We start from the raw sequence: 12,557 nt of genomic DNA, 5'->3' as shown, positions 1-12,557 counted from the left end.
AGTGGGTCCCCGGTTCGAGTCCGTGAAGGCGCACCAAACGGTGTACCGAAAGGCACACCGCATCTGGCCCGTTGGTCAAGTGGTTAAGACAGCGGCCTCTCACGCCGTTAACATCGGTTCGAATCCGGTACGGGTCACCATTTCCTTCTTGACACAGAGCGCGAAACACAATATAATACAGTTGTTTTCCGGTTTTTCCGGATGACATATAGTTGGTGCTGATTAGAATGAGGGTCCACCCGTTCCCATTCCGAACACGGTAGTTAAGCTCATTTCTGCCCACAATACTTGGCTGGTGACGGCCTGGGAAGATAGGTAGCGCCAACACAAAACTCTGGTTTTTCGGAATCAGAGTTTTGGACATTCCTCCATAGCTCAGTCGGTAGAGCACGCGGCTGTTAACCGCGGTGTCGTTGGTTCGAGTCCAACTGGGGGAGCCAAGTATTGCCGCCACTAGGCGTGGCGGCAATACTTTCTTAAAGTAAACCGAGGCATGGGCCTTTAGCTCAGTTGGTTAGAGCAGCCGGCTCATAACCGGCCGGTCCCGGGTTCGAGTCCCCGAAGGCCCACCAGTATGGTCGATCGCCGGACGGGTTTCCGTAAGCGATATAGGGGTATAGCTCAGCTGGTAGAGCAGCGGTCTCCAAAACCGCGTGCCGAGGGTTCGAATCCTTCTGCCCCTGCCATAAAAGTCTTTACAACTTTTGTTGTATATGATATACTTTTTTAGTCACGAGCCAATATAAATGGCCCGGTAGTTCAGTTGGTTAGAACGCTAGCCTGTCACGCTAGAGGTCGACGGTTCGAGCCCGTTCCGGGTCGCCATTTATGCTGCTGTAGCTCAGTCGGTAGAGCGCATCCTTGGTAAGGATGAGGTCGGCGGTTCGAATCCGCCCAGCAGCTCCAGGAAAAGGCCACTTTTCAGTCGAAAAGTGGTCTTTTCTTTTGCTATTCGTAACAATTTCGAGCAGTTCAAATTTCCGCTTTTGCGTTTGACCACACATTTAGCCACAGACAGAAAAAATCGGACCTCCGAGGGTGTTTTGCCCCGGAGGCCCGTTTGTTCAACTTGCCGGATTTGCTCTATTTAGCCGCTCTTTCTCCATGGCGATCTCCGCCTTCATTGCCTGGATGAGTGCAGCTAGTTTTTCCTCACACTCTGCCTCTGTTTTGGCGTAGACGTTTCGCGTCATTCGCCCGCCGTTGATTCGCGGGGAATATCGCCCCTCCCACAGGTGGTCATTGATCTGGCTGACACATCCGGTGCCCGGCTTGCGCCGCTGACCCTTGCGGGCCTGGAATGTGCTGGGAGGAGGTTCCTGGGGTGCCGCTTCCCGCCTGGGCTTCGGTTCGGTTCTCCCGATCCCCCGGTCGATCTTGTCCGCCGCGTTCTGCCGCATGGCATCGGTGACGTGGGTGTAGGTGTTCAGCGTGGTGGTGCTGGACACGTGGCCGATGATGGTGCTCAGGGTCTTGATGTCCATGCCGTGCTCCAGGGAGACGGTGGCGAAAGTGTGCCGCAGATCATGGAACCGCAGGCGCTTACATTCCGCCCGCTCCAGTACGGTTTGGAGCCGCTTCCGGACGGCAGCGGGGTCCAGCGGGGAGTCCGCTTTTACCGGCGAGGGGAACATCCATCGGGAGTGGGCGGTTTTCTGGTAGGCCTTGAGTACATTCAGAACCGGGGCAGGGAGGAGCACCATCCGATTGCCTGCCTTAGTCTTGGGAGGAGATACCACCAGTTCTCCCTTGACCCGGTGTACCTGCCGCTCTACTCGCAGTGCCCCAGTTTTGAAATTTAGGTCACCCCATTGGAGTGCTAAAATCTCGCCCCGGCGCAGGCCAGTGGCCAGTTCCAGCAGCAGAAGTTCGTAGCAATCGTCCTCCTTGGCTTGGATCAACAGCCGCTGGATCTCCTCGGGAGTAAGCACTTTCATTTCTCTGGATTTGGCAGGTGGGAGCTTGCAGCTGTCCGCAGGGTTGCGGAAGATCAGCTTTTCTTCCACTGCCTTGTCCAAGGCCGCATGGAGGGTGGTGTGGATGCCACGGATGGTCTGGTCTGAGAGCCCCTCTCCATAGAGCTCCTTGCGCAACAGTCTGCCGTTCTGCTTGAGATGGGTATAGAACTGCTGGATGTCCCCAGTGGTCAGCTTGTCCAGCGGGATCGTCCCCAGGGCGGGAATGATGTGCTGATAAATCCGCCGCTCATAGGACATCTGGGTGTTGGGACGGAGATTTACTTTTTTGTAGTCCTGGTACCAGTGCTCCAGCCAGTTCCCCAGGGAGAGACTGACTTTGGAAACTTCAGGGGCGGGAGCCACCAGACTTTCCCGCAGGGCCTTCAGCTTTGCCACACATTCCGTTTTCGTCTTAGCAAGGACATTTTTGGTTTTGGGCAAGCCCTTCTCATCATAGCCAATGACGATGCGCCCTTCCCAGCGGCCATCCTTTCTCAGACGGACACTGCCGTCGCCGTGTTTTCTGCGTTTTGCCACGGGGCCATCTCCTCTCCTAAGTAGTCGGTCAGGAAGCCGCCCACGATCTCAGCCGCCCGTCTCTGCATATCCCCGGTGGTGTGGGTGTAGGTGTCCAGGGTGAAGCTGGCCTTGGTGTGGCCCAGAATGCCGGAGAGGGTCTTGGCATCCACCCTGCTGGCCAAGGCGTGGGTGGCAAAGGTGTGCCGTAAATCGTGGAATCTGAGTTCAGGCAGTCCGGTCTCCTGCAGGACCTTTTTCAGCTGGCGGTATGCGGTGCCAGGGTTCAGCGGGGCTTCCGGGCGAAGTGGGTCATGGAAGATCCAAGGGGAGTAGGAAGTCTTTTTTCGCAGCCGCAGCCGTTCCGCCGTGCTGGTGGGCAGGAGGATGGTCCGGGTCCCGGCGTAGGTCTTGGTGTCCCCGGCCACCAGCCGTCCGCCTTTTTCTTTACGCAGCGTGCGGGAGATACTGAGGGTGCCCTTTTGCCCATCGAAGTCGCTCCACATGAGGCCGCAGATCTCACCCAGCCGCAGACCGATGGTGAGTTCCGTGTAGAAGAAGTCCCGCCAAATCGGGTCCCGGTCCGTTGCGGCCAGAAAGACCTCCAGCTGCTCCTCGGTCAGAATGTTCATCGCCTTGTGGGGAACTTTGGGGGGGCTCCACCTGTCTGGCGGGGTTGTTGGGCATCAGCCCCTGGTCTGCCGCCGCGTCCCGCACCTGCTGGTAGGACAGATCTTTTTTCTGGTAGAAGGACAACAGCTCGTCCCGAAAGATCTCATTGGCCAGTCGGGAGCGCATCTTCTCGATACCTTTTTCCGTGAGGTACCCCTGCTTGGGGTCTGCCGACCAGACCATCGCGTGGACGTGGGGGTGGTGTTTTTCATCGTGGAAGGCGGCCCGCCACCGAAAATTTTTCGGGGAAATCTTCATGGCCTGGGCCAGCTCCGTCTGGTGAGCCAGCAGAAGTTTTCGCCAACTCTCGCTGGTTTCGTAGCCTAATCTTGCGGCGTCCTCCCGCCTCAGCGACCAGATGAAGGTCCACACCGGGCCGGTATGACCGCTGATCTCCTCCACGGTTTTCACCAAGTCGGCGGGGCCGTCGGCGGAGAACAGGCCGTGGGAGCGGGGCCGCTGCGCCATATACTCCAGGTAGCCGCCGCCGTCGTGGGAGGGGGATGGAGCCTCAATCAGCTCCACACCCTCCCGGGTGGCGATGTATTTGGCGTAGTGACCGCCGCTGTTTCCCGGCTTGATGTAGCCTGACTTCTGAATCAGTCCCGGCATCACTCAGCCCCCTTTTGGTAACGAACCGTGTCTTCGAAACTGATCTCACCGTTGGTTTCCTTCACCTCTTTGACGCACCGGACCCGGGCTTTTCGCAGCTGATCCGGGTCGATCTCTATATCAGCGGCCAGGATATTTCCCATGAGGTTTTGCTCTACAGACAGCTTGAACAGCAGGTGTCCCATCCGTTTGCCCAGGGCTCCCAGCCTGCCCTCCAGCACATCGGCCAGGACCCGGGGCAGGTATTCGTCGGCGTGCTCAGCGTCCAGGTAACCGGAATAGAACCGAACGGCCTTTTCAATAAATTCGTTTTTGGTGGAGCAGTTGTCCGCCTGGTAGTGGGATTCCACCTGATCCCACACGGCGTCGTCCATCCAAACGGTGTGCCGGTGTCTGTTTTCACCCATTATCAAATACCTCCTAAATCCGTGACAGCGTCAGCGCATATCCCGCAACGGCGGGGCAATACGCCGTTTTTTCCGGGAACAGCGTCAATCGCAGGTTTGGCGGTCTGGAAAAGCGTCAGCTCCCGTTCCCGGAAACCGCCCGCACTGCGGGCCGGATGTGACTGCCCGGCGCACAAAAGCGCCAGGACTTTCTCCTGCTTTTCCTTTCGTCCTCCGTAAATCGGTTATGGGGCGGCAAATTCCCCGGATAGGCATCCTCCACAGCGGTGGAACAACGGGCCAAATCCGCCCTGAAAGCCCCCGGAGGGACAGGGCCTCTGCCTCTCCCACAATCGGGGCACACAGGGGCTCACAGGCGGTCACGCGGGGCTTTCCTGTTCTCGCAGGAGCTTCGTCACACGCTGACGCTCGGCAGTGTTTTCAAGCCTGTCCAGCTGCTGTTGATAGAACGCATCCACCACCTGCTGGATGGGCAGGATCGTGTACAGGTTGTTGCCGTTCCACTTCATGCCGTTGTTGTCGATATAACTGGTGCGCTCCACCGAGATGAATTGACGTTCCGCCAATTTGTTGATGTGTTTCATCACGGTGTTGATGGAAAGACCGACTGCAGTGGAGATGGTTTTGTAGATGGGATGGCATTGGTGAGAGCGGCGATCTTCACAGCAGAGCAGATAGGCGTAGACCATGATTGCTCCGTGGCCAAGCCTCAGGTAAAACACTTCGTCAGGCACGGTGAAGAATTTGCCGCCCTTTATATTGGGCAGGATTGGGACGAGTTCGACAGTGAGTAGCTTATGATTGATAAGAGACTCAACACAGGCCTTCGCCATCTCTGCACTCATGCGGGTGCGCTCTGTCAGTTCCTCCAGCGTGATGACGCTGCTGAACTTTCTGCAGTGCCGGTATTGGAGATAGGCCAGCACCGCAAAAGCCGGGGGCTTGAGGGTTCGTGTCCAGATATCATTGGGGAGAGCGAATCGGTATTTACTTACATCGCGTTTCATGAGAGAGCACTTCATTCCTGAACACCACCTCCTGACTGTGCAGATACCCATGTTATAAATTTTTCCTTAGGCACCACCAAGCGGCTGCCATGGGGAAGTCCGGCTCGTGCATCAGTTCGTATGCGCTGGAGATGGAAACTCCCAGCACCTTTGCCACTGTCTCCGCATTGAAAAACAGCGGCAGGTCATCGTAGCTTTTGTAACTGGATTCCTTCACAATAACGACCTCCTATTCAAAATTTTTCCCATTTGTATAGGGGAAGATCGAGCCGTTTTGACAACCCCCGAGAATAAAATTCAGAGATATGACTAAAACAAAACGCCTTGATTTAGTGGTCTTGCCGATGAGCAGAGCCTCTGAAATCTCATACCTCCAACTTCCCCTCTACTTCTTTCCCGAGGATACTTACTGTGTGACATAGAATTGGCACACTTGCCGATTGCCGTCTGCCGTCTGATTTTCCCCTCCACTTTCTATTGCAGAAAGTACATCTTTTTGACGTACGATTGACAGGAAAACGGAGCGCCTGCTGACAAAGCAGGCGCTCCGTTGGTGTTGGGTCAGTTCAATTTTGCACTGGTTTCCGCAGGCGGCATTTGCCCTCTGCCTCGTCCCGCTCTTTCAGAAGCCGGGCCAAGGCAGAGAAAAACTTTTTTTGCAGGTAGTCCACGCTGCCCCGATTGAGTTGGTGGGTCTCAGCGTATTTACGGATGGATAGGCCCTCCACGAACCGCTCCCGAAAGTAGTCCTGGTATTGTGACAGGACTGTTTTCAGGGCATTGTCCAGAAACTACAGGTCCTCTTTCAGCTTGGCGAAGTCGCTTCGTGTGATGGCGGCGAACCTCTTTTCATTTACGCAGAGGCGATATTTGCTCCGGTCGAAGTTGTAATTCTCACACAAGTCTTTGGCGTATGTAAGGTAGGTGAGAGACAGCTGATACCTGCGGGAGTCGTATTCTTCCTCCAGCTGCCGCCGCTGCCTTTTCCGCACCGGCCCCCGGAAGCCCTCGTCTTCCAGCCTTTCGATGGCGGTCTCTAAGATCCTCATATTTGTCAGCCGCTTGTACTTGGCTTTCCGCTCTCCGTCCACTTCTACGAAGGAGCAGAAAGACTTCTTGTTGGAGGTATAGTACTTAGGGACATCCGCGAAGGGATAGGCGGTCCAGATGACAGTTTCCTCGCCGGTGTCGGCATCCGTGGCCGTGGAGATCACATAGACTGTTTTGCCATCGTACCGCCGGTAGTACCCAGCGCAAATCCGCCTGCCTGCCATTGCCCGCACCCCCATTTTGTTTTTCTGCATTCAGTATAGCGGAGCATGGGCCTTCTGTAAATGGGAAAGGGTTTCTTTGTCAACGCTGTTGCAAAGGTCTTGCTTACAAAATGAAAACTTGTCTGTGCGTATATTGTTGGATTGAGGAAATTGAAAAAACCTGATATAATAACTATAAGTTTGGGAGAAAACGGGGTGACAAGTATGGCCCACAATGAGAATTCACGCGTCAAAATTCCGGCGATTGCGCACCTAACTCGTCTTGGGTATATTTATCGTCCACTGAAACAGTACAAAGGCGAAATCTGCCCAGACACAAATATTTTTAGAGGGCTGCTGCATAGCGCTGTCAACCAGTTGAACGGAAGAAAGCTTTCAGTTTCGGAAGTTGATCACCTGATTGAGGAACTTACAATCAAACTGGCTAATGACGATCTGGGCCGTGCATTCTACAAGATCCTTTTGGATGGCATTGACGGTTTGCGGATCATTGACCTGGATGATACTTCACGAAATACATACCATGTTGTCACAGAACTTCCTTATCGAAACGGAGACGATGAATTTCGGCCGGATATCACACTCCTGATCAATGGCCTGCCCCTGGCTTTTATTGAGGTCAAAAAGCCCAATAATCGGGACGGAATCATTGCGGAGCACAAGCGAATCAACAGCCGATTTGAGAAGAAGATCTTTCGACGCTTTGCGAATATAACGCAGATTATGGTGTTCTCTAACAACATGGAGTACGATGACTTCGAGGTAGAACCTATCACGGGAGCGTTCTATGCCTCCAGTAGCTATGAAAAACTGTTTTTTAACCGTTTCCGTGAGGAAGATCCACAGATTCAAACGATGATCCCCGTTTTACAGGAATTTGCCGAGGAGTTAATTCTTAGAGACAACAACCTTGCATCCATCCGCGGGACCAAGGAATATCAGACAAATCTGAGCGAGTTAACGCCGACAAATCGGATATTGACTTCACTATTTCTGCCTGTCCGCTTTTTGAAACTCCTGAAATACGGCTTTGCCTATGTGGAACGCACAGATAAGGATGGTATCAAGACACTGCAAAAGCACATTATGCGATACCCACAGTTTTTTGCTATGCTGGCAATTGAAAAGAAGCTGGATGCCGGCATCAAGCATGGTATCATTTGGCACACCCAAGGGAGTGGGAAAACCGCTCTGGCGTTCCACAATGTCCATTATCTTCGGGACTACTATCAGCGGCATGGGAAAATCACGAAGTTCTATTTTATCGTTGATCGTTTGGATTTGCTGACCCAGGCAGGAGATGAATTTGCTGCTCGTGGTCTTCATGTGGAGAAAGTAAACTCCAAGGAGGAATTTATTCAGAACATCCGCACGATTGGCACAGCCAACAATACAGGTGAGGATACCATCACGGTGGTGAATATCCAGAAGTTTTCCTCGGAGTCCATCGTCCGGAAAGCGGACTATGATGTGAATGTACAACGGATCTACTTCCTGGACGAGGCTCACCGGAGTTACAGTCCCAAGGGTTCCTTTTTGGCAAACCTTATGGCCTCCGACCGGGAAGCGGTAATGATCGCCTTGACCGGTACGCCACTGATCGGTGATGGCTATAACACGAAGGATGTCTTTGGAGAATACATCCACAAATATTACTATAACCGCTCTATTGCAGACGGCTATACGCTGAAATTGATCCGCGAAGGTATCAAGACCGAATACCGCACAAAACTTAACGCAGTTTTGGAAGAACTGGAGGCGCGGAAAGGGTCGCTGAAAAAGAAGGATGTCTATGCGCATCCCAAGTATGTATCAGCATTAGTGGAGTACATTGTCGATGATTTCTTGCGCAGCCGTATTGCCATGGGTGATCCTACTATCGGCGGGATGATTGTTTGCGATTCCTCCGATCAGGCGCGGATGGTGGACCAGGAACTAAAACGGTACACTGAGGTCAGCCATGTGCTGATTCTCCACGATGTGGAGGACAAGGAGACCCGCCGCGGATACACGGAGGATTTCAAGAAGGGCAAGATCGATCTGCTGGTTGTCTACAATATGCTTCTAACTGGATTTGACGCACCCCGGCTGAAAAAGCAATACCTGGGCCGTATCATCAAGGAGCACAATTTGCTTCAGACATTGACTCGCGTGAACCGCCCCTATAAGTTCTTCCGGTATGGCTATGTGGCCGACTTTGCCGACATCCGAGCCGAGTTTGATAAGACTAATCAGGCGTATTTCAAGGAATTGCAGGCGGAACTGGGCGACGAGTTTCAGAGGTACAACAACATCTTCAAATCTCAGGAGGAAGTAGAGCAGGAGCTGCGGGCGGCCCAGCAGAAGCTGTTCCTCTATGCCACAGACAATGCGGAGTTGTTCTCCCAGCAGATCACCGCACTGGACGATAAGCAGGAGTTGTATGACCTGCGCAAAGCGCTGGAGACCTGCAAGGAACTGTTCAATCTCATGCAGCTATTCGGCTATGAGGAGCTGGCCCAGTGGTTTACTATGGACAACCTCCATGCTCTGCTCAGCGAGGTCAATAACCGGATCAACCTGGTGAACCTCAAAGAGAAACTGCAGGACAGTGAAGATATGTCCGGCATCCTGAACATCGCCTTGGATCAAATCGAGTTTACCTTCCGCAAAGTTTCAGAGGGCGAGATGATTATTGCGGATCAATACCAGGAGACCTTGGAAAAGACTCGGCAGGAGTTAGAGCGCAGTCTCGATCCTAAAGACCCAGAGTATATTACGCTCCTGGAAGAATTGAAGCGGATTTTCAAAAAGAAAAACATCGAGGAATTGACAGCTGATGAGATGAAAGAGCAGATCCATGAGTTTGAGCGAATCCGCAAAGCCGCCGCCCAGCAGAATCTGCGGGATCAAATGCTCTGCGCCAAATACGGCGGCGATGTCAAGTATATGCGTACCCATAAGCGCATCAAGGCCAGCCCGCCGCCCATCGGCAGTGATCCGGTCATCTTCGATATTCTCATGGGTGTGAAGACAGCGGCGGATCAGAAAGTGCTGAAAAATCAGCGTATTATGGACAACCACGCCTATTTCACCAGAGAAATCATGCCGACAATCATTCAGTCGTGCCGCGATAACGGAGTACAACCCTCTATGGAGCAGGTCAAGTTTATTGATACCTGCATCTCTGGGGAGTACTTTGCAGAAAGGAACTGGACAGCATAATGCAAATCGAATCCCTTGCCATTCGCACCAAGCGGATGATCGACGACTTGAAAACCATCTGTGCCAACTTTGGCCTGGGCGGTTCGCCTGGCGAGTACAAAATCATCACACAGGTGTTTCTGTATAAATATCTCAACGATAAATTTTTCTATCAGGTTCGAAAAGTAGAACCTAACCTGGCAAAAGCAGAGAATCTGGAGGCAGCGTTAGAGGCTATGCCAGATGACCAGTATGAGATGCTGCTGGCCATGTTGGGTGGTGACACGGCTCGGCTGAAGAAGACGCATTATATCTCCTATTTGTTTAACCACCAGAACGATGATTCCATGAAAAAGCCGGATGGCACCCTCTATCCATTTCATGAGTTATTCGACGACACCCTGGTGGATATCTCCAACTATAACCTGGATGTTTTTTCTGTCCAGACCGGCGGGGAGGAAAAGATCAAGCTCTTTGATCCCATTTCCCAATATGTCATCGAGGGGGCCAAAAAGACGCCGTTTTGCCGCGCCATTATTAACAAATTGGTGGAGTTCAGTTTCTCCGAGGTGTATGATCAGAACTACGACTTCTTTGCCCAGATTTTTGAGTATCTGATCAAGGACTACAACAAAGATTTCGGAAAGTACGCTGAATACTACACGCCTCACATCATTGCAACGATCATTGCCCGTATCCTGGTGCAGGAGAAGGTCCAAAATGTGACAGTCTACGACCCCGCAGCCGGTTCCGGTACCCTGGTGCTGGCGCTGGCTCACCAGATCGGGGAGGACAACTGCACCATCTACACCCAGGACATCTCGTCCAAGTCCAACGAGTTTTTACGGCTGAACCTAATCCTGAATAATTTGGTTCACTCGCTGGGGAATGTGGTTCACGACGATACGCTGGTTTCGCCCCGGCATTTGAACGCCAAGGGGAACGGCCTTGCTAAATTTGATTATATCGTCAGCAATCCGCCTTTTAATATGGATTTCAGCGATAACCGGGACACCTTGGCGGGGGAGGCATATAAGGAACGTTTCTTTGCCGGTGTGCCCAGCATCCCACCGAAAAAGAAGAGCAGCATGGATATCTACCTGATGTTCCTGCAGCACATTATTTACTCTATGGAAGAGCATGGCAAAGCGGCAGTAGTTGTCCCAACAGGCTTTTTGACTGCAAGCAAACGGTCAAATGCGATTGCTTACACAGTTCACGAATATCTGGTAAACAAAAAATGGCTCCGCGGTGTGATTTCTATGCCTCCGAATATCTTTGCGAATACAGGAACAAATGTCTCCATCTTGTTTCTGGACAAAGACAATCAGGAAGGCAAAGTAGTGCTGATGGATGCCTCTAAGCTGGGCACCAAAGAGAAAGTGGACGGAAAGAACCAGAAGACAGTCCTCAGCGAGGAAGAGATCACCAAGATTATTGATACCTTTAGCGCAGGGGAACCGGTGGATGATTTCTGCGTAGCCGTGACCTACGAGGAGATCAAACAGAAAAAACTGTCTTTTTCTGCCGGACAGTACTTTGAGGTGAAGATCGAGTATGTAGATCTGACGCCGGAGGAGTTTGCGGAGAAGATACACGGGTTCACCACCCGCTTGGACGAGTTGTTTTCTGAGAGTCACCGGCTGGAGGAGGAAATCCAGGAGCAGTTAAAGAGAGTAAGAGTGTCATGAGAACAATGAAACTATCCTCTTTAGGTACATTGCGAAATGGAATGAATTATGACAAGTCATCGGCAAAAAGAGGATGCAAAATTATAGGAGTAGCGGATTTTGCTGGCCATGTTTTTCCGGACTATAGTACACTATCAGAAATTGACGCATCAATCGTTTCTAAAGATGATCTTTTAAAGGATGGGGATATTCTATTTGTCCGGTCTAATGGTAATAAAAACTTAGTTGGTCGAACCATGTATATATACGGTATTACAGAACCTATTTGCTATTCTGGTTTTTGTATTGCGTTTCGCCCCGATGTAACCTTGGTGTGCCCTGAATATTTGTTTTATGCCCTGCGGGCGCCATTCTGTAAAAAACAGTATAGCTATTCCCAGCAAACCAATATCACCAATCTAAGCCAAGGAGTTTTGGGAGCGGTAGAGGTTCCTATCCCAGGTTTAGATACTCAACGAAAATTGGCTAAGATACTTTTTGCACTGGATCAGAAAATCGCTTTGAACACCCATATCTGTTCTGAGCTGGAATCCATGGCAAAGACGCTTTACGACTATTGGTTCGTGCAGTTTGATTTTCCGGACGAAAATGGTCGGCCCTACCGCGCCTCCGGCGGTGAAATGGTATGGAATCCCCAGCTCAAACGGGAGATCCCGAAGGGGTGGGAGGTAGGAAATCTATATAGTATTGCTGATTTTGTAAATGGTCTGGCTTGCCAAAAATATCGTCCTAAAGATGGCGATCCAGGATTGCCTGTTATCAAAATAAAAGAAATGCATGATGGTATTACTGCCGACACAGAAAAAGTGTCAGCCAATATACCAGAGAAAAACAAGGTTATAGATGGAGACGTGTTATTTTCTTGGTCCGCCACACTGGAAGTTATGTATTGGTTTGGGGGAAACGGGGGGCTTAATCAACATATCTTCAAAGTAAATCCAAAATCATATTTTTCAAAAGAGTATGTGTTTGAACAGCTTTCAGCGTATGTCATTAATTTTGTGAAAATGGCAGAAGCAAGGAAAACAACGATGGGGCATATTACGACAGATCATCTGGAACAAAGCCGCATTGTATTGCCCCCAGAAGCTATCATTGGGAAGATTACTTTACTTTTACATCCAATACATACTAAAATTGGACAATTAAATCAAGAGAACCGAGAACTGATAAAACTCCGTGACTGGCTCCTGCCTATGCTGATGAATGGACAGGCCCGGGTGAAATGAGGTGAGAC

Annotated in this window: 10 protein-coding genes, 6 tRNA genes, 1 rRNA gene and 1 pseudogene; 10 read left to right on the top strand and 8 right to left on the bottom strand. The window is 51.4% G+C overall.

Annotation, left to right across the window (positions count from 1 at the left end):
• Positions 1 to 65: 65 nt before the first annotated feature.
• From BMZ81_RS10530 to BMZ81_RS10500, 7 genes are all read left to right on the top strand, one after another.
• Positions 66 to 140 (top strand) — tRNA-Glu (locus tag BMZ81_RS10530).
• A gap of 71 nt (positions 141 to 211) precedes the next feature.
• Positions 212 to 327, top strand: a 5S ribosomal RNA gene (gene rrf, locus BMZ81_RS10525).
• Between the two features lie 37 nt (positions 328 to 364).
• Positions 365 to 440, top strand: a tRNA-Asn gene (locus tag BMZ81_RS10520).
• A 55-nt stretch (positions 441 to 495) separates the two neighbouring features.
• A tRNA-Ile gene (locus BMZ81_RS10515) sits at positions 496 to 572 on the top strand.
• Positions 573 to 610: 38 nt separating this feature from the next.
• Positions 611 to 686: transfer RNA gene (locus BMZ81_RS10510), tRNA-Trp, on the top strand.
• A 62-nt stretch (positions 687 to 748) separates the two neighbouring features.
• Positions 749 to 825, top strand: a tRNA-Asp gene (locus BMZ81_RS10505).
• A gap of 5 nt (positions 826 to 830) precedes the next feature.
• A tRNA-Thr gene (locus BMZ81_RS10500) sits at positions 831 to 906 on the top strand.
• Positions 907 to 1,064: 158 nt separating this feature from the next.
• Here the strand turns inward: BMZ81_RS10500 and BMZ81_RS10495 are convergent.
• The 8 genes and pseudogenes from BMZ81_RS10495 to BMZ81_RS10470 all read right to left on the bottom strand — a co-directional run bounded on the left by BMZ81_RS10495 (position 1,065) and on the right by BMZ81_RS10470 (position 6,446).
• Entirely contained in the window at positions 1,065 to 2,495 is a 1,431-nt protein-coding gene (locus BMZ81_RS10495; protein ID WP_091131793.1) for a tyrosine-type recombinase/integrase, read from the bottom strand.
• The gene (locus tag BMZ81_RS10490; protein ID WP_177187282.1) at positions 2,453 to 3,106 is read right to left on the bottom strand and encodes a tyrosine-type recombinase/integrase; all 654 of its coding nucleotides are present in this window, start codon (positions 3,104 to 3,106) and stop codon (positions 2,453 to 2,455) included. Before BMZ81_RS10490 ends, BMZ81_RS10495 begins: the two co-directional genes overlap by 43 nt.
• Entirely contained in the window at positions 2,994 to 3,758 is a 765-nt protein-coding gene (gene mobP3, locus BMZ81_RS14105; protein WP_242942622.1) for a MobP3 family relaxase, read from the bottom strand. Before mobP3 ends, BMZ81_RS10490 begins: the two co-directional genes overlap by 113 nt.
• The gene (locus BMZ81_RS10485) at positions 3,758 to 4,165 is read right to left on the bottom strand and encodes a hypothetical protein (RefSeq protein ID WP_091131789.1); all 408 of its coding nucleotides are present in this window, start codon (positions 4,163 to 4,165) and stop codon (positions 3,758 to 3,760) included. Before BMZ81_RS10485 ends, mobP3 begins: the two co-directional genes overlap by 1 nt.
• A gap of 359 nt (positions 4,166 to 4,524) precedes the next feature.
• Positions 4,525 to 5,172: a helix-turn-helix domain-containing protein gene (locus tag BMZ81_RS10480; protein ID WP_242942621.1), complete on the bottom strand. Its 648-nt coding sequence runs from the start codon at positions 5,170 to 5,172 to the stop codon at positions 4,525 to 4,527.
• Positions 5,173 to 5,183: 11 nt separating this feature from the next.
• Positions 5,184 to 5,389 (bottom strand): annotated as a pseudogene (locus BMZ81_RS10475) (DNA-binding protein).
• Positions 5,390 to 5,738: 349 nt separating this feature from the next.
• Positions 5,739 to 5,900: a hypothetical protein gene (locus BMZ81_RS14295; RefSeq protein ID WP_242942620.1), complete on the bottom strand. Its 162-nt coding sequence runs from the start codon at positions 5,898 to 5,900 to the stop codon at positions 5,739 to 5,741.
• Between the two features lie 63 nt (positions 5,901 to 5,963).
• On the bottom strand, positions 5,964 to 6,446 hold the full coding sequence (locus BMZ81_RS10470; protein ID WP_242942619.1) for a DUF1653 domain-containing protein: 483 nt from the start codon (positions 6,444 to 6,446) through the stop codon (positions 5,964 to 5,966).
• A gap of 204 nt (positions 6,447 to 6,650) precedes the next feature.
• On the opposite strand from BMZ81_RS10470, the gene BMZ81_RS10465 reads away from it, so the two are divergent.
• Genes BMZ81_RS10465 through BMZ81_RS10455 form a run of 3 tightly spaced genes read left to right on the top strand, consistent with a single transcriptional unit; the run spans position 6,651 to position 12,549 of the window.
• Entirely contained in the window at positions 6,651 to 9,650 is a 3,000-nt protein-coding gene (locus BMZ81_RS10465; protein WP_091131786.1) for a type I restriction endonuclease subunit R, read from the top strand.
• Complete coding sequence (locus BMZ81_RS10460) at positions 9,650 to 11,320, top strand: HsdM family class I SAM-dependent methyltransferase (protein WP_091131784.1); 1,671 nt, start codon at positions 9,650 to 9,652, stop codon at positions 11,318 to 11,320. Before BMZ81_RS10465 ends, BMZ81_RS10460 begins: the two co-directional genes overlap by 1 nt.
• The gene (locus BMZ81_RS10455) at positions 11,317 to 12,549 is read left to right on the top strand and encodes a restriction endonuclease subunit S (RefSeq protein WP_177187281.1); all 1,233 of its coding nucleotides are present in this window, start codon (positions 11,317 to 11,319) and stop codon (positions 12,547 to 12,549) included. The genes BMZ81_RS10460 and BMZ81_RS10455 overlap by 4 nt, the downstream gene beginning before the upstream one ends.
• Positions 12,550 to 12,557 lie beyond the last annotated feature (8 nt).

This window comes from Oscillibacter sp. PC13, from assembly GCF_900115635.1.
Classification (GTDB): domain Bacteria; phylum Bacillota; class Clostridia; order Oscillospirales; family Oscillospiraceae; genus Oscillibacter.
This window is presented reverse-complemented; position numbering and strand designations above follow the sequence as displayed.